The organism is Lentzea sp. NPDC102401 (assembly GCF_044765805.1).
In the GTDB taxonomy this organism is placed as follows: Bacteria; Actinomycetota; Actinomycetes; order Mycobacteriales; family Pseudonocardiaceae; genus Lentzea; species Lentzea sokolovensis.
Genome location: NZ_JBIWKS010000011.1, coordinates 187963 through 210162 on the forward strand (window position 1 = coordinate 187963; position 22200 = coordinate 210162).

Genomic DNA, 22200 nt, shown 5'->3' on the forward strand with positions numbered 1-22200 from the left:
AGAACCTCACTCTACGTCTTTACAAAAGCTGTAACTGTGTAAAGGTGAAGCGGTGAGCGACATCACCGAGCTCTTGCTGGACTCGGCCGCCGACCTCTTGGCGGCCCGTGGATTCCACGGGCTGCGCATGATCGAGGTCGCCAGTCGCGCCGGAGTGAGCAGACAGACCGTCTACAACGAGTTCGGCAACAAGGAAGGGCTCGTCCAGGCCGTCGCCGTGCACAAGACGGAGGAGTACCTGACCGGGATCGCGACCCGGCTCAAGGAGGACCCGGACCCGTGGGAGGCGATGCGGTCGGCGTTCCGCTTCACCTTCGAGCAGACCGAGAAGGACCGCCTGGTCTCGGCCGTGCTGACCGGGCAGAACGCCGAGGACCTGCTGCCGTTCATCACGATCCGCGGCCATCCGATCCTGTTCTACGCCACCGAGGTCGTCGAACAGCACCTCAGCAACCACTTCCCCGGCAGGCACGTGCGGTTCACGGCGGAGACGACCGTGCGGCTCGCCCTGAGCCATCTGCTGATGCCGAGCGGGGATCTGGACAGCGCGATGGACGCCGTGGTCCGGGTCGCCAGAGTGACGATGGACGCATGATCAGGTAGACGTCGGTCTGGCTGACCTCGCGCCGGTCCGTGATGGCCTCGTTCACGAACCGGCGCTCAGTCACGTTCGCCGCTGGGGTGGTGGCCTTCGCGGTGGACGTGGCGTTGATCTACTTGGCGCCGGCGTAACTGACGCCGAGCTGGCGCAGTGCTTCTTCGAGCGTGCGCATGACCTCCAGGGTGTTCTCCCAGGTGATCCGCGGGTTCTCCGTCAGTCCCGCGGCGACGCTCTCCTCGACGGCGCGGATCTGGTGCTGGTAGCCCTCGTCCTCGATCGTGTGCTCGACGCCGTTGATCACGACGGCGGTGGGGTTGAACATCGGGTCGACGAGCTCGATGCGGCCCCGGGTGCCGACGATCTCCGCGCGGGCCCCGGTGTTGGCGACGAGCGAGCAGCTGAGCAACGCGTGGGCACCGTTGTCGTAGGCCAGGAAGATGCCCGCGTCAGCGTCCACTTCGGTCGGTGCGAGGCTGCCGTGCGCGTGGACGTGCGTTGGCACGCCCAGCAGTTGGTGCGTGAGCGCGACCGGGTAGACGCCGAGGTCGAGGGTCGCGCCACCGCCGGCTTCCTTGGCCCACAGGCGGTCGCCGTCGCTGAACGCGTGCCGGAAGCCGAAGTCGGCGCGGATCATCCGCACCTCGCCGATCTCACCGGCTTCGATCGCCTCCTGGACCTTGCGGACCAGCGGGTTGAACCGCGTCCACATGGCCTCCATGAGGAAGAGGTTCTTCGATCGTGCCCGTTCGATCATCTCCTCGGCGTCCGCGACCGTGAGCGCGAAAGCCTTCTCGCACAGCACGTTCTTGCCGGCGTCGAGCGCGGCCAGCACGACCTCGTGGTGCTGGCCGTGCGGCGTGGCGACGTAGACGACCTCGACGTCAGGGTCGGCGAGCAGGTCGTGGTAGTCGCCGTACGCGCGCTCGATGCCGAAGTTCTCCGCGAACTTCTGGGCTTTGGTGATGTCCCGCGAGGACACCGCGAGCACGGTGGCACCCGCCTTGAGCATGTCGGCGGTCACGGCATGCGCGATTCCACCTGTAGCGATCACACCCCACTTCATGAGGTGAGCTTAGATTGGAGGCATGCGCCTCATCCTGAACGTGATCTGGCTGGTGCTCGCCGGTTTCTGGATGGCCGTCGGCTACGCGGTCGCCGGGCTCATCTGCTGCGTCCTGATCATCACGATCCCGTGGGGCATCGCGTCGTTCCGGATCGCGAACTACGCGCTCTGGCCGTTCGGCCGCGAGGTCGTGGACAAGCCGGGCGCCGGCACCGGATCGCTGCTGGGCAACGTCATCTGGATCATCGTCGCCGGTGTGTGGCTCGCGATCGGCCACGTGATCACCGGCATCGCGCTCTGCGTCACGATCATCGGAATCCCGCTCGGGCTCGCGAACTTCAAGCTGGTGAAGGTCTCGCTGGTGCCGCTGGGCAAGGAGATCATCGAGGTCCCGTGAGGGTTCCCCGCGCCTCGTCGGGGCGAGGCGCGGGGAACCACTCAGTGGCACGAGCTCTCAGGCTTCGCTGTCCAACAGCTCGTGCAGGCACAGGATGTTGCCCTCGGTGTCGGTGAACCACGCCGCGCGCTCGCTGCCCATGACCGCGATGTGGCCGGTGGTCTTGAAGTCGGGCAGGTCGTAGTCCTCGAAGCGCACGCCCCTGCCTTCGAGTTCCGCGATCTCGCCCTCCAGATCGGGCACCTCGAAGCTGATGGCCGTCTGCCGGCTCTGCGCCCCCTTCTCGGCAGGCCTCAGTCCCAGCGCGTCACCCTGGCCGAGCGCGAAGATCCGCGTGCCGTCCTCGGTCGTGGTGATGGGCTTGAGGCCGAGCATGTCGGCGTAGAAGCGGCCGGCGCGCTCGGGGTCTTCGACGGGCAGCATCGTCGTGGTTCTGGTGGTGGTGAGCATTGCGCGCCTCCTCCGGCGGAATCCACTGATGTTGCGCCCGTCACACCCTTCCCGCAAGAGGTACTTTGACCTGCGGAGATTGTTGATTCGCGGGACGATTTCGCTCCGTGAACACTCTGCGCCTCGCCGTGCTCGCCGCTGCTCTCGGGCTGTCCGGATGCGCGATGGTCCGGCCTCCGGTCAAGACCGTCGAGCCCTTCGTGGTGCCGTCGACGACGCCCGCGGACACACCGGCGTGCCGCCTGTTCGACCCGGCCGACCTGACCGAGCACCGGTTCCACCACGGGTACGCGAACGCTTCGAGCTGCTTCTGGCTCTCGGACGACTCCGGCCCGCTCTCGATCAGCCTTCGCGACAGGTCCACGCCCGAGCAGTACCTCGCGAAGCCGGACGGACTGAAGACCTCGCCGATCACCATCGGCGGGCACTCCGGGCTGCTCGCCGAGAACAGCAGGGGGACGGGCACGTGCGGTGTCGTGCTGACGCATCCCGGCGGCGTCGCGGCCGCGGAAGTCCTCACCGATGCCGGCGGCAGGTCGTGCGAGATCGCCCAGGCCGTGATGAAGGTGATCGAACCGAAGTTGTCCTAGGCGTGCTTCGCGCTGTCGTCGAGGTTGAGCAGCTCCACCGACTTCGCCCGCATCTCCACCTTGCGGATCTTGCCGGTGACCGTCATCGGGAACTCGTCCACCACGTGCACGTAGCGCGGGATCTTGTAGTGGGCGAGCTTGCCGGCGCAGAACTCCCGCACGGCCTCGGCGGTCAACCCCGAGGCGCCGTCGCGCAGGCGCACCCAGGCCATCAGCTCCTCGCCGTAGCGGGCGTCGGGCACACCGATCACCTGGGCGTCGAGCACGTCCGGGTGGGTGTAGAGGAACTCCTCGATCTCGCGCGGGTAGATGTTCTCGCCGCCGCGGATGACCATGTCCTTGATGCGGCCGGTGATGTTCACGTAGTCGTCGTCATCCATCACCGCGAGGTCGCCGGTGTGCATCCAGCCGGCCGGGTCGACGGCCTCCGCGGTCTTCTCCGGCTCGTTCCAGTAGCCGAGCATGACGGAGTAGCCGCGCGTGCACAGTTCCCCCGGTTCACCGCGCGGGACCGTGCGGCCCGTGTCCGGGTCGACGATCTTGACCTCGAGGTGCGGGCCGACCCTGCCGACCGTCCCAACGCGACGGTCGAGGGAGTCGTCCACGCGCGTCTGCGTTGACACCGGGGAGGTTTCGGTCATGCCGTAGCAGATCGAGACCTCGCGCATGCCCATCCGGTCGACGACCTGCTTCATCACCTCGACCGGGCACGGCGAGCCCGCCATGATGCCGGTGCGCAACGACGACAGGTCGTAGCCGTCGGCCAGGTCCAGCATCGCGATGAACATCGTCGGCACGCCGTAGAGCGACGTGCACTTCTCTTCCTGAACGGCCGCAAGGGTTTTCGCCGGGTCGAAAGCCGGTGCCGGGATCACGACGCACGCGCCGTGGCTCGTGGCGGCGAGGTTGCCCATGACCATGCCGAAGCAGTGGTAGAACGGCGGCACCACGCAGATGCGGTCGTGCTCGGTGTAGTTGACCAGCTCACCGACGAAGTAGCCGTTGTTGAGGATGTTGTGGTGCGAGAGGGTCGCACCCTTGGGGAAGCCAGTGGTGCCCGATGTGTACTGGATGTTGATCGGGTCGTCGCGGTCCAGCTCGACGTCCGGGATCTCGTCGCCGGTCCACTGCGGATCGTCGACGAACACGACGTTGCGCAGCTCGGTGCAGCGCGGCCGCACCTCTTCGATCATGGCCGCGTAGTCGGACGTCTTGAACGACCGCGCGGACACCAGCGTGTGGATGCCCGCCTGGTTCAGCACGTACTCCAGCTCGTGCACGCGGTACGCCGGGTTGACGTTGACCAGGATCGCGCCGATCCGGGCCGTCGCGTACTGCACGAACACCCACTCGGCGCAGTTCGGCGCCCAGATCCCGACCCGGTCGCCCTTGCGCACGCCCAGCGTCGTGAGGCCGGCGGCGGCCCGGTCGACCTCTGCCGAGAGCTCCGCGTACGTCCATCGTCGATCTGTTGCTTTGTCGACAAGTGCCTCACGGTCGCCGAAGCGCGCGACGGTCGCCGCGAGGTTCGCGTGGATCGTGTCGCCCAGCAGCGGGGCGGCGGAGGTGCCCGAGGAGTAGCTGGCGGTCATCCACCAGACGGTAGTCAGGCTCCGGCGTATGGCAAGGGCACGACCAGGCACGGACCGCCGCTGTAGAGGCCGGCGTCGATCGCCAGCACCTTGTCGTCGGCGTAGACGAGAGGCCCGTCGATCTGGTCCGGCGGCACCCCGAGCTGATCCGCGATGACGCTGTGGCCGTGCACGATCGTGCCGCCGCCGAGGGTCGCGAGCAGCTCGTCCGCGATTTCCGGCCCCTGCGGCCCCCGGAACGCGTACCGGGTCGTCATCTTGCGCCAGCACTCCCACCAGTCGACGAGGTCGTCGCCCTTGAGCACGTGCCGGACGGCCTCGTTGACCTCTTCGATCGAGGACCCCCATTCGAGGTAGGCCACCGTGTCGGAGTGCATCAGCAGGTGGTCGTCGCGCAGCTTCAGCACCGGCCGGTTGGTGAGCCACTCGACGTGCTCGTCGGTCAGCCGGTCCTGGTCGCTGCGCAGCCCGCCGTTGAGCAGCCAGCTGCGCGCGAACGACCGCGGCCCCATGCTGTCGGGCACCTGCTCGTCGCCGAACCGGTGCATGCCGAGCAGCAGGACCTCGTGGTTGCCGATCAACGAGCTGACCGAGCCACCGGCCTCCGCCGCCTCCTCGCCGAGGCGCATGACCAGGTCGATCACGCCCACCCCGTCGGGTCCGCGGTCCACGAAGTCGCCGAGGAACCACAGCTCGGCCTCGCCACCCGCCCAGTGACCGTCCTCGTCGCACAGCTCGGCGACGTGCAGGGCTCTGGTCAGTTCTGCGAGGTGCCCGTGCACGTCACCCACGACGTACATCGGACGGCGATCCGTGTCCACCTCCGCGACGATAGGTGATGAACCCTCGCGCGTCAGTGGTCAGTCCAGTCGCCGAACGGGTCCTGAGAGTGACCGACGAGCTCAGCGATCGACTTCAGCACGCGCGTCGGCCGGTACGGGAACATCTCCGCGCTCTCGGCCGTGAAGACGCCGGACAGCACGAGGATGGTCTGCAGACCCGCTTCCAGGCCCGAACGCACGTCGGTGTCCATGCGGTCGCCGATCATCAGCGCGTTCTCGGAGTGCGAGCCCAGCGCGCGCAGAGCCGAGCGCATCATCAACGGGTTCGGCTTGCCGACGTAATAAGGCTCACGGCCGGTGGCGCGCTCGATCAACGCCGCCACGGCACCGGTCGCGGGCAGCGAGCCCTCGCGCGACGGGCCGGTCGCGTCGGGGTTGGTCGCGATGAACTTCGCGCCCTCCTCGACCAGGCGGATGGCCTTGGTGATCGCGGTGAAGCTGTAGGTGCGGGTCTCGCCGAGCACCACGTAGTCCGGGTCGCGGTCGGTCAGCACGTAGCCGATCTCGTGCAGCGCGGTGGTGAGGCCGGCCTCGCCGATGACGAACGCCGAGCCGTTCGGGCGCTGCGAGTCGAGGAACTTGGCCGTGGCCAGCGCGGACGTCCAGATGGACTTCTCCGGGATGTCCAGGCCGGTGCGCTGCAGACGCGCGCGCAGGTCCCGTGGCGTGTAGATGGAGTTGTTCGTGAGCACGAGGAACGGGGTCTCGGCGGCACGAAGCTCCGCGACCAGCTCGTCCGCTCCCGGGATGAGGTGCTCCTCGTGCACGAGGACGCCGTCCATGTCCATCAAGTAGTGCCACATGGGTCTAAGTATCGATCACGCGGGCGCGGAACGTCGCGATCTGGAGCTGGAGATAACGTTCGATCACCTGGAGTTCATCGTCGCCGAAGTGGCCGAGCACCTCGATGAGGCTCTGCCGGGCCTCCTCGAACAGCTGGCCGAACTTCTCCACGTCGCCGACCGTGACCTCGACCAGCACCTTGCGGCGGTCGTGCGGATCCCGGACCCGGCGGACGAAACCGGCGCGTTCGAGGCGGTCGATCACGCCCGTGACGGCGCCGGTGGAGAGCCCGGAGAGTTCGGCGAGGCGACCGGCCGTGATCGGCCCCCCGGCCCTCATCGCCAGGTCGAGGCACTTCTCGTCGGTCGCGGACAGGCCCATCCTGGCGGCGACCTTCGTGTGGAACATGACGGTGAGCGCGCTCTGCTCCCGCATGTACCAGGTGAACCTCTCGAGCACTTCAGGTTCCATGTTGAACATCTTAGCCACTAAGACAATTCGTTGTGGGAGTGCTCCAAACGGGCAGAGAGTGAGAAACCTCGTTTGTGGAGTCACCTACAGCGGGTTGTTCATTAAGCTAAACAAGGTGACTGCAGTTGAGCTGGGAATACCCATCGTGCGCGGCACTCCTGACGTGTCCGCACGTCCGGACTCGCCGCTGCTGGTCGACAGGTTCGGCCGGGTGGCGAAGGACCTCCGCGTCTCGCTGACCGACCGGTGCAACCTGCGCTGCACCTACTGCATGCCCGCCGAGGGCCTCGACTGGCTGCAGAAGGACGAGCTGCTCACCGACGACGAGCTGATCCGGCTCATGCGCATCGCGGTCGTCGACCTGGGCGTCACCGACATCAGGTTCACCGGCGGCGAGCCGTTGCTGCGGCGCGGCCTCGAGCAGGTCATCGCCGCGACGGCCGCGCTGGAGCCCCGTCCGCGCATGTCGATGACGTCGAACGGCATCGGCCTCAAGCGCAGGGCCCAGTCGCTCAAGGACGCCGGTCTGAACCGGATCAACGTCTCGCTCGACACCCTCGACCCGGACCGGTTCGCGACGCTGACCAGGCGCGACCGCATCACGGACGTGCTGGACGGCCTGGACGCCGCCCGAGAGGCCGGGCTGGAACCGGTGAAGGTCAACTCCGTGCTGATGCGCGGGTTGAACGAGGACGAGGCCGTCCCGCTGCTGCGGTTCTGCGTCGAGAACGGCTACCAGCTGCGGTTCATCGAACAGATGCCGCTCGATGCGCAACACGGCTGGACGCGCACAAACATGGTCACGGCCGATGAGATCCTCACGATGCTCTCGTCCGCCTACACGCTGACGCCGGAGGAGACCCCGCGCGGCGGTGCTCCGGCCGAACGCTGGCTGGTCGACGGCGGTCCCGCGGTCGTCGGCGTGATCGCGTCGGTGACCAGGCCGTTCTGCGCCGCCTGCGACCGCACCCGGCTCACCTCGGACGGCCAGATCCGCAACTGCCTGTTCAGCCAGAGCGAGACCGACCTGCGCGCGCTGCTGCGCGACGGCTCCCCCGACGCCGCGATCGCCGACGCCTGGCGTGCCACAATGTGGGCCAAGGCGGCCGGTCACGGCATCAACGACGCGGGCTTCTCGCAGCCCGACCGCCCCATGAGCGCCATCGGAGGATGACAGTGACGGCCGTGAAGATCCGCTATTTCGCGGGCGCCCGCGCCGCGGCCGGGGTCTCCGACGAGGACCTGCTGCTCGACACCTCCGAACCCACCGTGGCGCTCGTGGTCAGCACCATCGGCGAACGGCACGGCGACAAGCTCGGCAAGGTCCTCGCCGCGTCGAGCTTCCTGCTGGACGGCGTCGCGGTCCGCGACACGTCGGTGCGCGTGCCTGCGGGTTCCCAGCTGGACGTGCTGCCGCCGTTCGCCGGCGGCTGACGCAGCCGGCAACGCCTTCGCGAGCGCGTCGATCCTCCTGCCTCAGGTCCTGGCGTGCCCGCGTCACCCAGGTTCACGAAGCCGCCTGGAGCCCGCTGGAGGGCCAGAACACCCAGGCGATCAAGTGCCGGCCGCTACTCCTTCGCGCGAGCCCCGCGAGAGCGTTTCGGACGTCGTTCCGGCTCGGTCAGGTGGTGGGCGTGGCGCCCCTTTCAGGGGACCGTCCGCCGCCTCCGATGGCCCAGCACGCGTGAGCCACGCCTCACTTTCCGTAATAGTTTTCGCCCGATCTCAGAATGGAAACGGACCGATAACGACACCTTTGACCTGCGCGTTTGTAGGCTCTGCACAACACTCCAAACCGTTACTGTGATGCGCGTCACAGGCACAAACATTTGATGAGGGCCCCGCCGGTTACGTACGGTCGCTCCTCGGCTGGCCCCGAACCGGCCAAGAGCACGACCGGAGCACCAGCACCGAACCCAGTCCGACGGTGCTCCGGAACAACCCCGAGCGAGAGAAACCGCCGGACTGGGACGCAGGAACGCACCGGGCCCCGAACCCGAGTTCCTGGCAGCAGGTGTGGTGGACCGAGAGGCACATGGCTTTCAACCGTGGCAAGCAGGGCAAGCAGAGTTCCGCCGCTCGCACTATCGCCAAGGTCGCGGCCGTCGGCATCATCGCCGGCGCCCCTCTGGGCCTGGCCGTTGGCACCGCCAACGCGGCCCCCGTGAACTGGGACGCCCTCGCGCAGTGCGAGGCAAGTGGTAACTGGGGCGCCAACACGGGCAACGGCTACTACGGCGGCCTGCAGTTCACCCAGCAGACCTGGAACGCCTACGGCGGCCAGGGCAGCCCGGCCAACGCCTCCCGCGAACAGCAGATCGCTGTCGCCGAGCGCGTGGCCGCCGGCCAGGGCGTCAGCAACGCCTGGCCCGCCTGCAGCCGCAAGCTGGGCGCCAACTCGGCCCCGGCCCCCGCTGCCAAGGCCGTCCCGCAGCAGCAGCGCAAGGCCCAGCCGCAGCAGCGCCAGACCGCACCGGTGCAGCAGGCCCCGGTCGTCGCGCTCGCGGGTTCGAAGACGAACCCGTCCGGCAACTACGAGATCAAGGCGGGCGACACCCTGTCGAAGATCGCCGATGCCAACAAGGTCGCCGGCGGTTACCAGGCCATCGTGGAGAAGAACAAGGACTTCCTCACGAACCCCGACCTGATCTTCCCGGGCCACAAGATCCTGATCTGAGTCTTCCAGGACTCGGACCGATTCACCTCGGATCTGACAGGCCGCACGAACGCCAGCCCCTCTGACGCGGGCTGACACAGGACCAGGGATCTCACCGTTACCCCCCGACGGTGAGGTCCCTGCCTGCGTCTCCGCACAACGGCGCCGAACGGGCTGCAAGACCGAGGGAGACACGCCCGCGGGACCACCCTCGCAAGGTGACGCCCTCACGGCAGGCGACCACCCCGCTGGAACGCGACGAGCCAACGCAAGCCGACCCACACGGCCGAGCCCGCCAACACAAAACGCCCCGCGCGGTGCCACCAGGCGCGCACCAACGCAAGGCAACCACGGACGAAGCCTGGCGTGGCGATGCGAAGCGAGCCGTCTGAACCTAGAGCGCCGGGTAGCGGTTCGGGCCCTTCAAGGCGATTGGGGCTTTACCTTGAGTGGGCGGGATGCTCCCCGCATGGGCACGGCCGGGCGCTTTTCAGCCCGGCCTTTTCCGGCCGTCAAGCATCCCGCCAGAGGCTCAAGGTCAAGCCCCAATCGCAACCCCGCTCAGTTCTGTCACGACCCGAGGGACCACCCTCGCAAGGTGACCACCCGCACGGAACGCGACCAACCCCGCTGGAACAGGAACGGCCAACGCAAGCGGACCCGCGCCACCGACCTCAGGGGCAGTTGACCCACTCGTCCTCGCCCCCGGAGAACACCTGCCGCTTCCACACCGGCAACCGAGCCTTGACCTCGTCCACCAGGTCAGCACAAAGGGAAAACGCTTCCCCCCGATGCTCCGCGGCCACCGCACACGCAAGGGCGACATCGCCGATCTTCAACGGCCCGACCCGGTGCGAAACGGCAATCCCGTGCACCCCGGAGTACTTCTCAGCCAAGGAAGAAACAACCTCAGCCACCACATCCGAAGCAGACGGGTGCGAGTGGTACTCCAACTCCAGCACCGACCGCCCACCGTCGTGATCCCGCACAACGCCAGAAAAGGTGACCACGGCACCAGCCCGGTCAGACCCGACCAGCGCGGCGTGCTCCTCGACCGACAGCGGCTCCTCGGTCACAACGGCCCGCAGCACAACGCTCATTTGTGGTCACCTCCACGCAGCTGGTCGAGAGCATGCTCGACGACCGAGGCCAACACGTCCAGCCCGTCCCGCACCCCGCCGGTCGACCCGGGCAGGTTCACGATCAACGTCCGCCCGGCCACCCCGGCCACTCCGCGCGACAACACGGATCCTGGCACGCGCGGCCAGCCGGACATGCGGATCACGTCGGCCAGGCCGGGCACCTCGTAGTCCAGCACGGCCCGCGTGGCCTCGGGAGTCCGGTCGGTCGGGTTGATTCCGGTCCCACCGGTGGTCAGAACGAGGTCAGCCCCGGAGGCCACCGCGTCGGCCAGCGCCTTCTGGACCGGATCGCCATCAGGCACGACGACCGGGGCGGAAACCGAGAACCCGCGCGACGAGAGCCATTCGACGATCAACGGTCCGCTGCGATCGGCGTAGACCCCGGCGGCAGCACGGTTGGAAGCGGTGATCACCACTGCCTTCACGGACGCTCCCACAGACCGGACTTGCCGCCTTCCTTGCGCTCCACCCGAACCGCGTCCAACGAGGCGGCGGGGTCGACCGACTTCACCATGTCGTGCAACGTCAGGCCGGCCACGGACACCGCGGTCAGGGCCTCCATCTCGACGCCGGTGCGGTCGGTGGTGCGGACCGTGGCCGTGATCAGCACGGAGTCCGAGGCCAGGGCCAGGTCGACCACCACCGAAGACAACGAGATCGGGTGGCACAGGGGCACGAGTTCCCAGGTGCGCTTCGCGGCCATGATGCCGGCGATCCTGGCCGTGGCCAGGGCGTCGCCCTTGGGCAGGCCGTCGGCGCCCAGCAACGCAACCACCTCGGCGGTCGTGTGCAGGATCCCGGTGGCCACGGCGGTCCGGGTGGTCTGCTCCTTGCCGGAGACGTCGACCATCCGGGCCGCGCCGTGGGAGTCCAGGTGGGTGAACTGCTTGGTCATACGGCGATCGTATGCCTGCCCAAGGCCTACAGCCCGTGCGTAAAGACCTCAAGCGGGCACGCACTTCGCCCGTTTGAGGTCTTTACGGCTTTGGCTTGTACTGGCGTCACAGCGGCCTTAGGAAGTCGCGGCCTTGCGCACCGCTTCGGCCACGGCCGGAGCAACGGTGTTGTCGAAGACCGACGGGACGATGAACGACGCGTTGAGGCGGTCGCCGTCCACCACGTCCGCGATGGCCTGCGCGGCGGCCAGCAGCATCGCGTCGGTGATGGTGCGGGCGTGCGCGTCCAGCAGGCCGCGGAAGACGCCGGGGAACGCCAGCACGTTGTTGATCTGGTTCGGGAAGTCCGAGCGGCCGGTCGCGACGACGGCGGCGTGCTGCTGGGCCTCCATCGGGTCGATCTCCGGGTCCGGGTTGGCCAGCGCGAACACGATGGCGTCCTTGGCCATCGTGGCGACCTGGTCCGCGCCGAACAGGTTGGGGGCCGAGACGCCGATGAACACGTCGGAGCCGACCAGCGCGTCGTGCAGGCGGCCGGACTCGTTGCCCTTGTTCGTGGTCGCGGCGATGGACTTCAGGTTCGAGTCCAGGCCGGGACGGTCGCGGTGCACGATGCCGTCGACGTCCACGGCGATGATGTCGCCGGGCGACTGGGCCTGCAGCAGGCGGATGATCGCGGAACCGGCCGCGCCGACGCCGCAGACCGTGATGCGGCAGTTCTTGATGTCCTTCTTCACGACGCGCAGGGCGTTGCGCAACGCGGCGACGACGACGATGGCCGTGCCGTGCTGGTCGTCGTGGAACACCGGGATGTCGAGCTTCTCGCGCAGGCGGGCCTCGATCTCGAAGCAGCGCGGCGCGGAGATGTCCTCGAGGTTGATGCCGCCGTACACGGGAGCGATGAGCTCGACCGCGCGGATGATCTCCTCGGTGTCCTGGGTGTCCAGGCAGACCGGCCAGGCGTCGACGCCGGCGAACTTCTTGAACAGCGCGGCCTTGCCCTCCATCACGGGCAGGGCGGCGGCGGGGCCGAGGTTGCCGAGGCCCAGGACCGCGGACCCGTCGGTCACCACGGCGACGGTGTTGCGCTTGATGGTCAGGCGGCGCGCGTCGTCCGGGTTCTTGGCGATGGCCTCGCACACGCGGGCGACACCCGGCGTGTACGCGCGGGAGAGGTCGTCACGGTTGCGCAGCGGCACCTTGGACGCGATCTCGATCTTGCCACCGAGGTGCACGAGGAACGTGCGGTCCGACACCTTGCGGACGACGATGCCGGGCAACGTCTCCAGCGTGTCGGTGATGTCCTTGGCGTGGTTCGCGGACAGGGCGTTGCACGTGAGGTCGATGACGACGCGGTCGTTGTGCGACTCGACGACGTCGAACGCCGTGATCACACCGCCGGCGCGGCCGACGGCCGAGGTGAGGTCACCCGCGGCGCTCGCTGACGGCGGCGCCTCCAGACGAACGGTGATCGAGTAACCAGGGCCGGGGACCGGCATCGTCGTCCTCCCACGAAGTACAGCTCAAGCGGGAAGTGAGCCTATCCCCGGGCCCATTGCGGTACGCACGCGACTCGGCAGTCTTAAGACCGCCCTGACAGTCCGATGAGGACCGATCAGGATTTGTTGATCTCGGTCACCGGGTGCCGGTACGGGAGGTCGTCCGACGACAGCGGGAACGTCACCGTGCCGAACGGGGACAGCGCACCCTGCACGTCACTGGTCAGTTCGGTGACGGGGTGGCCGCCGTCCGGACCTTCCGGCCAGTGCGGGTCGACCCGTCCAGGGCGTCCTTTCGCCACGTTCTCCTCCTCGGTGGTGCCAGATGACGCGACAAGTGTGACAGAGGACGACGAGATCACCAGCGGCCCATATACCGTGGTGAGAATGTCCGGCACCACTCTCGCCGACTGGCTGCGCGCCCAGGACGACGCTGCTCTCGTCGCGCTGCTGCGCGCCCGTCCCGACCTGGCAACGCCCCCACCTGCCGATATGTCCGTGCTCGCGACACGGGTCGGCACCAGGGCGTCGATCGCGCGCGCCTGCGAGGACCTCGACACGTTCACGCTGGCCGTGCTCGAAGCCCTGGTCGTGCAGGGTGCGGACGCCGAGCCCGTGGCGTTGCCCACACTCGGCGAGATCCTCGGGCCGGACGTGAAGCCCAGACCGCTCAAGCAGGCGGTCGGCAGGCTCAGGTCCCTCGCGCTCGCCTGGGGCGACGACGACGCGCTGTCGGTCCCTCCCGTCACGAGGGAGGCGTTCGGCCCCTACCCCGGCGGCCTGGGTCGCCGGACCGGGCAGACCTACGACCTCCAGGGCATCACCGAGGGCGAGCAGCGCGTCCTGCAGAAGCTCGCCGCCGGACCGCCCATCGGCGACACGAAGGACGCCTCCCGGGTCGTTCCGCTCGACAAGGCCGAGACGCCGGTGCAACGGCTGCTCGCGCGAGGCCTGCTGCTGCGCCGCGACCCCGGCACCGTCGAACTGCCCCGGGAGATCGCCCTCGAACTGCGAGGCGGTCGCCCCCTCGGCCCGATCCAGGTCACCGAGCCGAAGCCGAAGATCACGACGCTCCAGCAGACCAGCGTCGACGCCACCGGCGGCGGCGAGGCGCTGGAACTCGTCCGGCACGTCGAGAACCTGATCGCGAGCTGGTCGGCGGAGCCGGCGCCGGTGCTGCGGACGGGCGGCCTGGGCGTCCGTGAGCTGCGCAAGGTCGCCAAGGACCTCGACGTCGACGAACGCCGCGCGGCCCTGCTGATCGAACTCGTCGTCGGCGCGGACATGGCCGCGAACACGGAGGCCTCCGAGCCGGAGTGGATGCCGACGACCAAGGCCGACGTCTGGCTCGCCGCGACCACCGAGGTCCGCTGGGCCACGATCGCGCACGCCTGGCTGGAGCTGCCGCGGCTGCCCGCGCTGGTCGGCCGCCGCGACGAGAAGGACAAGCTCTTCAACCCGCTCTCGGACGAGATCCGCCGCGCCCAGGCCCCGCGCGACCGCCGGTGGGTCCTGGAGGCGCTCGGCGCGTTCCCCAAGGGCACCTCGATCTCGAACCCCACCGAGCTGGCCGCGCTGCTCGGCTGGCGGGCACCGCGCCGGGGCGGGCGCCAGCGCGACGAACTGGTGCGCTGGACCGTCGAGGAGGGCACCGCGGTCGGCGTGCTCGCCCTCGGCGCGATCACCAGCGCGGGCCGCGTGCTGCTCGAGGAGGGTCCCGGCCACGCGGCCAAGGCCCTCGGCGACGCCCTGCCCGCGCCGCTCGACCACGTGCTGGTGCAGGCCGACCTCACCGTCGTCGCCCCCGGCCGCCTCGAACCCGAACTCGCCGACGAGCTGGCGCTGGTCGCGAACGTCGAGTCTGCCGGCAGCGCCACGGTCTACCGGATCAGCGAGGCCACCGTCCGCCGCGCGCTCGACTCCGGACGCACCGCCGACGAGCTGCACGAACTCTTCAAGACCCGCTCGCGCACGCCCGTCCCGCAGTCGCTGAGCTACCTGATCGACGACGCCGCGCGCCGCCACGGCAGGCTGCGCGGCGGGGCGGCGGGCTCGTTCCTGCGCTGCGACGACTCGGTGCTGATCAGCGAGGTCCTCGCGCACCCGGAGGCCGGGCGGCTGGAGCTGCGCCGGATCGCGCCGACCGTGCTCGTCAGCCCGTTGCCGCTGGCGGACGTGCTGGACGGACTGCGCTCGGCAGGGTTCGCCCCGGCCGCGGAGGGCCCGGACGGCCAGGTCCTCGACCTGCGGCCGGGTGGCCGCCGGACCACGCCGAGGCAGCGCACCGCCCGCAAACCGCTGTCACCCGCCGTGCCCGCCGACGAGCGGTTGGGTGAACTCGTCCGGCTGGTCCGGGCCGGTGATCGCGCCGCCGCGACACCACGGGGTGAACGCGTCGCCGTTCCTGGCCACCTCGGCGCCGGTCCGTCGGCGACCCTGTCGTTGCTCCAGCAGGCCGCACGGGCGCGCCGCAGGGTGCTCGTCGGGTTCGTCGACTCCCACGGCACGGCGGCACAGCGCGTGATCGAGCCGCACGTCGTCGGGGGTGGCGTGCTGGAGGGCTACGACCACAGCTACGGAGAGGTGCTGAGGTTCCCTCTTCATCGCGTCACGTCCGCCGCATTGGTGGACGAGGACTGACGGTCGGTCATCCCCCGGTAGGAGAACCGGATCACCCTTGCGTGGCTGGTGCGCGACCTAGCGTCGGTTGACGTGGACGTTCCCGAGAACGTCCGCATCGACCCGAGGAGGTCCTGCGCACATGGCCAGCTCCCGGTGGGCTCTGAGAGCCGCCGCCACCGTCACGACCCTGGCGTTCGCCCTGCCGTTCTCGACGGGCACCGCGAACGCCGACCCGATCCTCGTCCTGTTGCAGGACAACCACGTCAACGCGACGGTGGGGGTGAGCGGCAACGTCGACATGCTCGACGTCGCCGTCGGGGCCCACGTCGCGCTCGACACCGGTCCCGGCATCAGCGTGATGACCAACGGTGGCATTCAGGTCGCTCTTGGGCTCGCGGCCCAGGTCGACGCGGGCGTCAGCGCCGGCGTGGACGTCGGTGCCGCGCTGGAAACGGACCTCGACGTCGATCTCGACGCGGCGGTGGACGCGGACGTGGACGCCGCGGCGGTAGCAGACGCTGAAGTCGCTGCCGACGTGAGCGCCACGGACGATCGCGCGCCCATCGCCGTTGTCGAGACCGCTGCCGCACCGGTCGCACCGACCGTCGAACCCGTACCCGCCGCACCCGCCGAAGTCACCGAGGCGGTCGTGAGCACGGATGCGGTCGTGGACGCGGACATCGACGCCGACGTCGACGCGGACATCGGAATCGGCATCGGATCACACGGGCCCTACGACCACCATCACCACCACCACGGTCTGCTGGGCGACCTGCTGAACATCAACATCGGCGCCGGTGTGGGCGCGGACGCCGACGTGGACCTGAACGACGGGGACATCTCGATCGGCGCTCTCATCGGCGTCGGCCTGACCATCGGCTGACAGCGACCCACGGCGAAAGGACGACCGCTTGGACCCACCTCGGACGAACTGATCCAGACCGCAACGACGAGGCGAGCGCCGCACCCGAAGGTGGCGCTCGCCTCGTTCGTGTTTGCAGTTGTCCCCAGCGGGAGGAGATCAGCCCGCGCGGACGGACATCCACTGACGCATGGCGTGCTCGACCAGCGTGATGAGCGTCTGCTTGGTCGACTGCCGGTTGCGCGCGTCGCACGTCACGATCGGCACCGACTCGTCGATCGTCAGTGCTTCACGCACGTCCTCCAGCCTGTGGTGCAGGAGGCCGTCGAAGCAGTTGACACCGACGACGTACGGCAGCTGCCGGTCGTCGAAGAAGTCGATCGAGGCGAACGCGTCGGCCAGGCGGCGGGTGTCGACCAGCACGATGGCGCCGATGGCACCGCGTACGAGGTCGTCCCACATGAACCAGAACCGGTGCTGACCCGGTGTACCGAAGAGGTACAGGATCAGGTCGCTGTCGAGCGACACGCGGCCGAAGTCCATCGCGACGGTCGTGGTGACCTTGTTGGGCGTGGCGGAGAGGTCGTCCACCCCCGCGCTGGCCTCGGTCATCACCGCCTCGGTGGTCAACGGGACGATCTCGGACACCGAGCCGACGAACGTCGTTTTGCCCACACCGAAGCCACCCGCCACCACGATCTTGGCAGACGTCGTCGGCTTCCGTGCGCCCTCGGCGCCCTGGGGACTAGAGCTTGCGAAGCCCACTGAGCACCCTCTCCAGGAATTCCATGGAAGGCCGGTCCCCCACGACCAGACCGCCCTGGTGAATCAAAACCAAACCCATGCTTGCCATGTCGCCGATCAGCACCCGCACGACGCCAAGAGGCAAGCGTAGGAGTGCCGCGACCTCGGCCACCGACCGCGTGTCCACACACAACCCGCAGATCGACCTGTGCTCGGGAAGAACTGCGGCATCCCGTTCGAGGCCCTTTTCGCTGGTCGAAATCAGCGCCTCGATAGCAAGGTCGTAATCAGGTCGTGTGCGTCCACCGGTGCGTGTGTAAGGCCGCACCAGTGAACCCGAGTCCGCCGAAGCATTCTCCTCCGGGCGCAGTTGAGGCTGCGCACCGGTGCTGTACGCCGGTTGCCCGCCGGTGCTGTACACCGGATGCGAACCGGTTGTGTACGGCAGTTGCTCCGGTACGGCATCCGGCATCTCGTGCTGGCCGAAGAGGTCCGCCCCTGGGCCACCGAACAGCCCGGAGCCGTACCCGTCTATGTCGAATCGGTTCGGCACGTCGTCGTACGGGTACGACGACGAGTCGTCCACCTCACGCTGAGACATATCGCCTAGCCCTTGCCCTGTAACCCGCTCATCGTGGGGTGCGTCCTCGGCTTCCTCTTGTTCCTGGGGTATCGCGTCAGGCTCTTCGAACTGGAACCCACCAGAAGCCCACTCCTGGTAGTTGAAGTTCCTACCGAAGCCCCGGCCTCTAGCGCCAGATCTACCAGCCATTGGTTCTCACCCCTGAACTTCAGATGAGGTCTAGCGACGGACCACGCCCTGAAGCTGCGCGCGCAGCTCAGGGGTGAGTTGTTGACCGACTCTCTCCACCAACAGCGTCATCTCGTAGGCCACGAGGCCGATGTCGCAGTTGGGTGCCGCCAGGACGGCAAGGCAAGAACCGTCACTGATCGACATGAGGAACAGGTAACCCCGCTCCATCTCGACGACCGTCTGGTTCACCCCGCCTGCCTCGAAGCAGCGGGCAGCACCCTGGGTGAGGCTGACCAGTCCGGACGCGACCGCGGAGAGCTGCTCTGCACGGTCCCGGGGCAAGCCCTGGGACCCCGCGAGCAACAGCCCGTCCGCGGACACCACAACGGAATGTGCCACGCCGGGCACCCTCCGCACGAAGTCGGTGATAAGCCAACCAAAGCTGCCTGGCTGCGCTGCGGTCGTCACTCCTGCTCCTCGTTCTGCCGGCTCGATTGGTCACCAGCGTATGCCTCGATCAATGCGTGCCGGCCTCGCTTGACACCACTCTGCAGGCTCGACATCCGTCCGCGCACCGCGTCAGCGGTACGGGGCGGCAGCGGCGGGCGCTGCGCTGTCGACGACAGGGACTGCGGCTTGGGTGCAGCAGATCCTGGCACGAGCTGAGCCTTCGGTGTCCGTTTCGGCAGTCCTGCCGTGGTCTTCGTCTCCGGCGTCTTGTTCAACAACGCCTGAGCCGCGTGCCATCCCTCATCGGCCGGCGATTGCCAGGCCGACTCGGAAGTAGCTGCCGCCGCTGGAGTCTCCTCCACAACGGGCTCGGGTTCCACAACTCGCTCCTGCTCGGCGGGTGCGGGTACTTCCTCGGCCACCGGCTGGACCTTCGAGCGCGGCGTGCGCACCGGAAGACCAGCGGCCGACGTGGTGGTGGGTGCCACCGCCGGTACAGGCTTGCGGGATCGGGTCGGCAGCTCCGGTTCGGGCCCGTCCGAGAGCGGCGGAACCGTCGGCGGCTCGTCGATGTACTCGACCGACCCCTTGTCGGTCCCGCCGAGCCTCGACTCGACGTGGCCGTTGGTGTCCGCCGGTGCGTCGCCCTCAGCGGTCGCACGGACCGGCTGGGCCGCCGAGGCGGACGTCTCGCTGCCCACGGCCTGGAACCACTGCGACAGGACCGCCTCGTAGATCGGCAGGCGTTCCGTCGGGGCGTCCAGGTCGTGCTCGATCTGCTTGCGCGAGGCTCCCGAGGTCCCGTTGCGGTGTGCCATCCCCAGATCGAGGAGGCCCTCGCCGGACGAGTCGTGCGAAACGCCGTTGGACGGCGAACGCTCGTCGTCGATCGGCGAGATCGGCACGAACTGCGTGGTCTCGTAGCCGGGCTCGAAGGAGATCTCGCCGGCTTCCTCGTTGCGGTCCTCATAGGCGGTGAAGAGCGTGGGCTCGCCGAACGAACCCTCGGGCTCCACAGCGGCCAGCTGGTCACGACGCCACCGCTCGGACGGCGTCACGTCCTCGATCGGCGGGTCGCTGTAGACGGGGACCGCCGTCGCGCCGGCACCGGTGTCGGTGAGGGGGCTCGAGACGAAGCTGACCGGCATGCTCGGGAGGCTCGGGCTCGACTCGTCGATCCGCGGCGTGACACCGGTCGCACCGCCGAAGGCGCCGGCGATGCCGCTGGCCCTGTTCGCGGTGGTGCCGATCTCCGTCGTGTGCTCGGCGGGAGTCGGAGCGGGCGCGAGGGCCTGCTGCGACATGCCGAACGCGGAGGCCAGCGAACCGGAGCCCGACGGCGGGGTCGAGATCGGTGCCTGGCCGGGGATCGCGATGAGCGTCTCCGGCACGATCACCAGTGCCGTCGTGCCGCCTTCGATGTCCTCGTTGCCACGCAGGCGGACCTTGATGTCGTGGCGCTTGGCGAGCCGCGCGACCACGTACAGGCCCATTCGGCGGGAGACGGCGACGTCGACGTCCGGCGGGTCCGCCAGCCGGTCGTTGGCGTCGATGATCTCCTGGTCGCCCATGCCCACGCCGCGGTCCTGGATCTCGATCGCCAGCTCGCCCTTGCGGGTCTTGGCCGTGCGAACGGTGACCTTGGTGACCGGGTCGGAGAACGCCGTGGCGTTGTCCAGCAGCTCGGCGATGAGGTGCACGAGGTCGTTGACCGCGCGGCCCTGGACCGTGAGGTCCGGGGTCTGGCCGACCTGCACGCGGGCGTACTGCTCGACCTCGGAGACCGCGGCGCCGAGAACCTCGGCGGCCGGGACGGGCCGGGTCAGGCGCCGCGAGAGGTCCGTACCCGAGAGGACCAGCAGGTTCTCCGAGTTGCGGCGCATGCGGGTCGCGAGGTGGTCGAGCTCGAACAGCGAGGCCAGCTGGTCCGGGTCCTGCTCGTCCTGCTCCAGCCGGTCGATCAGGTTCAGCTGGCGTTCCACCAGGGCCTGCGACCTGCGGGACAGGTTGACGAACATCGCGTTGACGTTGTCACGCAGGAGGGCCTGCTGGGCGGCCAGTCGCACCGCTTCACCGTGCACCGCGTCGAACGCGCGCGCCACTTGGCCGATCTCTTCCCGCGTATGCACCGGCACCGGTTCGACGGCGCTCTTCGCGGCGTTCTCCGGGTTCGGGTCCGCGAGGATCCGCTCGACCGCGTCCGGAAGACCGTGGTCGGCGACGTCGAGGGCCGTGCGGCGCAGCGTGCGCAGCGGGTTGAGGATCGAGCGGGCGACGAACAGCGCCATCAGCAACGCGAGCGCGAGGATCGCGAGCACGATGCCGGACTCGACGTACGCCCTGGTGCGGGTGTCGCCGGCCAGCTCGTCGGTCTTGTTCTGCAGCTGCTCGACCAGCAGGTTCTCGACGTCACGCGTCAGGTTGACCGTCAGCGTGGCGGCGATGTCCCACTTCTCGGGCGTGATCTGGGTGAAGTCCTTCGCGCCCGACTGCTGGTTGATCGCCGATTCCTGCATGTCGTTCGCGTTGTCGACGATCAGGCCGGTGACGGTGTCGTCGTAGATCTTGGCCTGGTCGGGCGTCGCGGACTTGCGGAAGTCGTTGCGGGCCGCTTCGAGCTCGGCGTTCGCGGCCTGCAGGGAACGCAGCTGGGACGGGGTGAAGGCCTTGCGCTGGAAGACGTCCAGGAGGATCGCTCGCTTGAGCGACTCCTGCTCCTTGATGCGCGCGATGGCGTTCGTGGTCAGGTGCAGTCGCACCAGTTCCGGGTCGCTGATCTCGGAGATCGTCTGCTCACCGAGGTTGATGAGCGTCTCGATCGACTCCGAGTAGGTGCGCTGGACGGCCTCCGCGGGGTACTGCGTGTCGCGCACCGAGTTGCGGAGGCTGTTCAGGCGGTTGAGCTGGTTGAACGCGACCTGGAACCGCTCGACGGCAGCCGGGTTCAGGTCGGAGCTGAGCTCGGCGATCCGGTTGCTGAACGCCTCGCTGGTGTCGTTCACGCGGCGCAGCTGGCGCTCCAGGACGACCCTGTCGACCTTCTTGTTCGACGCGACGTAGCTGACCGACAGGTCGCGTTCGCGCTGCAGCTGCTGCACCAGGTCCGCGACAGCGGTCTCGAGGCGGATCTGGTTCGCGAGGTTGTTGAACTCCGTCGCGGCCTGGAGGTCGCTGCGCACACGCAGACCACCCAGGGCGAGCGCACAGACGGTCGGGATGAGCAGAACGGCGAGCAGCTTGGTGCGCAGCCGCCAGTTGCGCAGGCGCCATCCCGCGGATCGGTTAGATCCTGAACCGGGTGCGGCACCGACTTCGTGCGTCACCGAGTCCGGTGTCACGTTCATCGGTCCGTTACCCAGCGCAGCCAGTCCGTCACCCGATTCGGGCCTTTCGGAGCGTGTGGTGTCACCCACGCCAAACTGGCTGGGACCTCTCTCACGTCGGGCCACTCTGGGCTTCCTCTTCCAGCAGCAGTGTCCCGGTCTCTCCCCAGGACCGAGCATGGACTCGTCAAACGGGCCGAATTGCAGCACAGAGGTTGTTCGCCCGGTGAGGCGCCCTACCCCGTCTGAAGACACGTAGGTCTACTACGACCAGTGCCACCCGAGCCGGAAGGGTAATGGTCACCCCCTACTCGGGGGAAGTCTCCAGAAGCACTCACCGTATCGAGATGGGGTGTCGTTTCATACGTTCAGGTGGTTAACATCCCCGGATGTCGGCACACCTCACCTCCGTCCGAACGCCCAGTTGGGGCTGCGGAGTACCAGGTCTGTAACGACACTCACT

At 68.4% G+C, this 22200-nt stretch carries 21 protein-coding genes and 1 pseudogene; 8 read left to right on the plus strand and 14 right to left on the minus strand.

Features of this window, described 5'->3' with window-relative positions:
* The first annotated feature begins 52 nt into the window (after positions 1 to 52).
* On the plus strand, positions 53 to 595 hold the full coding sequence (locus ACIRG5_RS33280) for a TetR/AcrR family transcriptional regulator (protein WP_402912140.1): 543 nt from the start codon (positions 53 to 55) through the stop codon (positions 593 to 595).
* 118 nt (positions 596 to 713) lie between these two features.
* On the opposite strand, the gene ACIRG5_RS33285 is transcribed toward ACIRG5_RS33280, so the two are convergent.
* Positions 714 to 1664, minus strand: a complete 951-nt coding sequence (locus ACIRG5_RS33285) for a Gfo/Idh/MocA family protein (protein WP_402912143.1) — start codon at positions 1662 to 1664, stop codon at positions 714 to 716.
* Between the two features lie 22 nt (positions 1665 to 1686).
* Between ACIRG5_RS33285 and ACIRG5_RS33290 the strand changes: the two genes are divergently transcribed.
* A complete protein-coding gene (locus ACIRG5_RS33290; RefSeq protein WP_319975805.1) occupies positions 1687 to 2061 on the plus strand; it encodes a YccF domain-containing protein in 375 nt (124 codons plus the stop codon).
* A gap of 57 nt (positions 2062 to 2118) precedes the next feature.
* On the opposite strand, the gene ACIRG5_RS33295 is transcribed toward ACIRG5_RS33290, so the two are convergent.
* Positions 2119 to 2511: a VOC family protein gene (locus ACIRG5_RS33295; RefSeq protein ID WP_402912147.1), complete on the minus strand. Its 393-nt coding sequence runs from the start codon at positions 2509 to 2511 to the stop codon at positions 2119 to 2121.
* A gap of 107 nt (positions 2512 to 2618) precedes the next feature.
* On the opposite strand from ACIRG5_RS33295, the gene ACIRG5_RS33300 reads away from it, so the two are divergent.
* Positions 2619 to 3101 (plus strand): DUF3558 family protein, encoded by a 483-nt coding sequence (locus tag ACIRG5_RS33300; protein ID WP_402912150.1) that lies wholly within the window; start codon positions 2619 to 2621, stop codon positions 3099 to 3101.
* Here ACIRG5_RS33300 and ACIRG5_RS33305 read toward each other — a convergent pair.
* Genes ACIRG5_RS33305 through ACIRG5_RS33320 form a run of 4 tightly spaced genes read right to left on the minus strand, consistent with a single transcriptional unit; the run spans position 3098 to position 6789 of the window.
* Positions 3098 to 4693 carry an AMP-binding protein gene (locus ACIRG5_RS33305; protein WP_402912153.1) on the minus strand — a complete coding sequence of 532 codons (1596 nt, stop codon included), beginning with the start codon at positions 4691 to 4693 and terminating at the stop codon, positions 3098 to 3100. The genes ACIRG5_RS33300 and ACIRG5_RS33305 overlap by 4 nt on opposite strands.
* 14 nt (positions 4694 to 4707) lie before the next feature.
* Complete coding sequence (locus ACIRG5_RS33310) at positions 4708 to 5493, minus strand: metallophosphoesterase (protein WP_402912637.1); 786 nt, start codon at positions 5491 to 5493, stop codon at positions 4708 to 4710.
* A 53-nt stretch (positions 5494 to 5546) separates the two neighbouring features.
* Positions 5547 to 6338 carry an HAD-IIA family hydrolase gene (locus ACIRG5_RS33315; RefSeq protein ID WP_402912156.1) on the minus strand — a complete coding sequence of 264 codons (792 nt, stop codon included), beginning with the start codon at positions 6336 to 6338 and terminating at the stop codon, positions 5547 to 5549.
* A 4-nt stretch (positions 6339 to 6342) separates the two neighbouring features.
* Positions 6343 to 6789, minus strand: coding sequence for a MarR family winged helix-turn-helix transcriptional regulator (locus ACIRG5_RS33320; protein ID WP_402912158.1), 447 nt, complete (start codon positions 6787 to 6789; stop codon positions 6343 to 6345).
* Positions 6790 to 6904: 115 nt separating this feature from the next.
* On the opposite strand from ACIRG5_RS33320, the gene moaA reads away from it, so the two are divergent.
* The 3 genes from moaA to ACIRG5_RS33335 all read left to right on the plus strand — a co-directional run bounded on the left by moaA (position 6905) and on the right by ACIRG5_RS33335 (position 9466).
* Positions 6905 to 7963 carry a GTP 3',8-cyclase MoaA gene (moaA, locus tag ACIRG5_RS33325; RefSeq protein ID WP_402912161.1) on the plus strand — a complete coding sequence of 353 codons (1059 nt, stop codon included), beginning with the start codon at positions 6905 to 6907 and terminating at the stop codon, positions 7961 to 7963.
* Positions 7964 to 7974: 11 nt separating this feature from the next.
* Positions 7975 to 8223, plus strand: a complete 249-nt coding sequence (locus ACIRG5_RS33330) for a MoaD/ThiS family protein (RefSeq protein WP_402912164.1) — start codon at positions 7975 to 7977, stop codon at positions 8221 to 8223.
* A gap of 601 nt (positions 8224 to 8824) precedes the next feature.
* The gene (locus ACIRG5_RS33335; RefSeq protein WP_402912167.1) at positions 8825 to 9466 is read left to right on the plus strand and encodes a transglycosylase family protein; all 642 of its coding nucleotides are present in this window, start codon (positions 8825 to 8827) and stop codon (positions 9464 to 9466) included.
* 653 nt (positions 9467 to 10119) lie between these two features.
* Here ACIRG5_RS33335 and ACIRG5_RS33340 read toward each other — a convergent pair.
* The 4 genes and pseudogenes from ACIRG5_RS33340 to ACIRG5_RS33355 all read right to left on the minus strand — a co-directional run bounded on the left by ACIRG5_RS33340 (position 10120) and on the right by ACIRG5_RS33355 (position 13284).
* Positions 10120 to 11024: pseudogene (locus tag ACIRG5_RS33340) on the minus strand (molybdenum cofactor biosynthesis protein MoaE).
* Positions 11009 to 11482 (minus strand): cyclic pyranopterin monophosphate synthase MoaC, encoded by a 474-nt coding sequence (gene moaC, locus ACIRG5_RS33345; protein WP_319975818.1) that lies wholly within the window; start codon positions 11480 to 11482, stop codon positions 11009 to 11011. Before moaC ends, ACIRG5_RS33340 begins: the two are co-directional and overlap by 16 nt.
* A gap of 117 nt (positions 11483 to 11599) precedes the next feature.
* A complete protein-coding gene (locus tag ACIRG5_RS33350; protein ID WP_402912171.1) occupies positions 11600 to 12982 on the minus strand; it encodes an NAD-dependent malic enzyme in 1383 nt (460 codons plus the stop codon).
* 116 nt (positions 12983 to 13098) lie between these two features.
* Entirely contained in the window at positions 13099 to 13284 is a 186-nt protein-coding gene (locus ACIRG5_RS33355) for a hypothetical protein (protein ID WP_330271303.1), read from the minus strand.
* Positions 13285 to 13369: 85 nt separating this feature from the next.
* Here ACIRG5_RS33355 and ACIRG5_RS33360 point away from each other — a divergent pair, with 85 nt between their 5' ends.
* A complete protein-coding gene (locus ACIRG5_RS33360; protein WP_402912174.1) occupies positions 13370 to 15622 on the plus strand; it encodes a helicase-associated domain-containing protein in 2253 nt (750 codons plus the stop codon).
* Between the two features lie 121 nt (positions 15623 to 15743).
* Positions 15744 to 16487 (plus strand): hypothetical protein, encoded by a 744-nt coding sequence (locus ACIRG5_RS33365; RefSeq protein WP_402912177.1) that lies wholly within the window; start codon positions 15744 to 15746, stop codon positions 16485 to 16487.
* Between the two features lie 138 nt (positions 16488 to 16625).
* On the opposite strand, the gene ACIRG5_RS33370 is transcribed toward ACIRG5_RS33365, so the two are convergent.
* From ACIRG5_RS33370 to ACIRG5_RS33385, 4 genes are all read right to left on the minus strand, one after another.
* Positions 16626 to 17231 (minus strand): ATP/GTP-binding protein, encoded by a 606-nt coding sequence (locus ACIRG5_RS33370; RefSeq protein ID WP_093605474.1) that lies wholly within the window; start codon positions 17229 to 17231, stop codon positions 16626 to 16628.
* The gene (locus ACIRG5_RS33375) at positions 17212 to 17796 is read right to left on the minus strand and encodes a DUF742 domain-containing protein (RefSeq protein ID WP_360046548.1); all 585 of its coding nucleotides are present in this window, start codon (positions 17794 to 17796) and stop codon (positions 17212 to 17214) included. The genes ACIRG5_RS33370 and ACIRG5_RS33375 overlap by 20 nt, the downstream gene beginning before the upstream one ends.
* Positions 17797 to 18012: 216 nt before the next feature.
* Complete coding sequence (locus ACIRG5_RS33380) at positions 18013 to 18432, minus strand: roadblock/LC7 domain-containing protein (RefSeq protein ID WP_030470879.1); 420 nt, start codon at positions 18430 to 18432, stop codon at positions 18013 to 18015.
* The gene (locus tag ACIRG5_RS33385) at positions 18429 to 21758 is read right to left on the minus strand and encodes a nitrate- and nitrite sensing domain-containing protein (protein WP_402912182.1); all 3330 of its coding nucleotides are present in this window, start codon (positions 21756 to 21758) and stop codon (positions 18429 to 18431) included. Before ACIRG5_RS33385 ends, ACIRG5_RS33380 begins: the two co-directional genes overlap by 4 nt.
* Between the last annotated feature and the right edge of the window lie 442 nt (positions 21759 to 22200).

What these genes read in the sequence shown, in the direction of transcription:
- ACIRG5_RS33285 (WP_402912143.1), bottom strand. Translation starts at nt 1,664, where the DNA reads ATGAAGTGGGGTGTGATCGCTACAGGTGGAATCGCGCATGCCGTGACC.
- ACIRG5_RS33290 (WP_319975805.1), top strand. Translation starts at nt 1,687, where the DNA reads ATGCGCCTCATCCTGAACGTGATCTGGCTGGTGCTCGCCGGTTTCTGG.
- ACIRG5_RS33295 (WP_402912147.1), bottom strand. Translation starts at nt 2,511, where the DNA reads ATGCTCACCACCACCAGAACCACGACGATGCTGCCCGTCGAAGACCCC.
- ACIRG5_RS33305 (WP_402912153.1), bottom strand. Translation starts at nt 4,693, where the DNA reads ATGACCGCCAGCTACTCCTCGGGCACCTCCGCCGCCCCGCTGCTGGGC.
- ACIRG5_RS33310 (WP_402912637.1), bottom strand. Translation starts at nt 5,493, where the DNA reads ATGTACGTCGTGGGTGACGTGCACGGGCACCTCGCAGAACTGACCAGA.
- ACIRG5_RS33315 (WP_402912156.1), bottom strand. Translation starts at nt 6,338, where the DNA reads ATGTGGCACTACTTGATGGACATGGACGGCGTCCTCGTGCACGAGGAG.
- ACIRG5_RS33320 (WP_402912158.1), bottom strand. Translation starts at nt 6,789, where the DNA reads ATGGAACCTGAAGTGCTCGAGAGGTTCACCTGGTACATGCGGGAGCAG.
- ACIRG5_RS33335 (WP_402912167.1), top strand. Translation starts at nt 8,825, where the DNA reads ATGGCTTTCAACCGTGGCAAGCAGGGCAAGCAGAGTTCCGCCGCTCGC.
- moaC (WP_319975818.1), bottom strand. Translation starts at nt 11,482, where the DNA reads ATGACCAAGCAGTTCACCCACCTGGACTCCCACGGCGCGGCCCGGATG.
- ACIRG5_RS33350 (WP_402912171.1), bottom strand. Translation starts at nt 12,982, where the DNA reads ATGCCGGTCCCCGGCCCTGGTTACTCGATCACCGTTCGTCTGGAGGCG.
- ACIRG5_RS33360 (WP_402912174.1), top strand. Translation starts at nt 13,370, where the DNA reads ATGTCCGGCACCACTCTCGCCGACTGGCTGCGCGCCCAGGACGACGCT.
- ACIRG5_RS33365 (WP_402912177.1), top strand. Translation starts at nt 15,744, where the DNA reads ATGGCCAGCTCCCGGTGGGCTCTGAGAGCCGCCGCCACCGTCACGACC.
- ACIRG5_RS33385 (WP_402912182.1), bottom strand. Translation starts at nt 21,758, where the DNA reads ATGAACGTGACACCGGACTCGGTGACGCACGAAGTCGGTGCCGCACCC.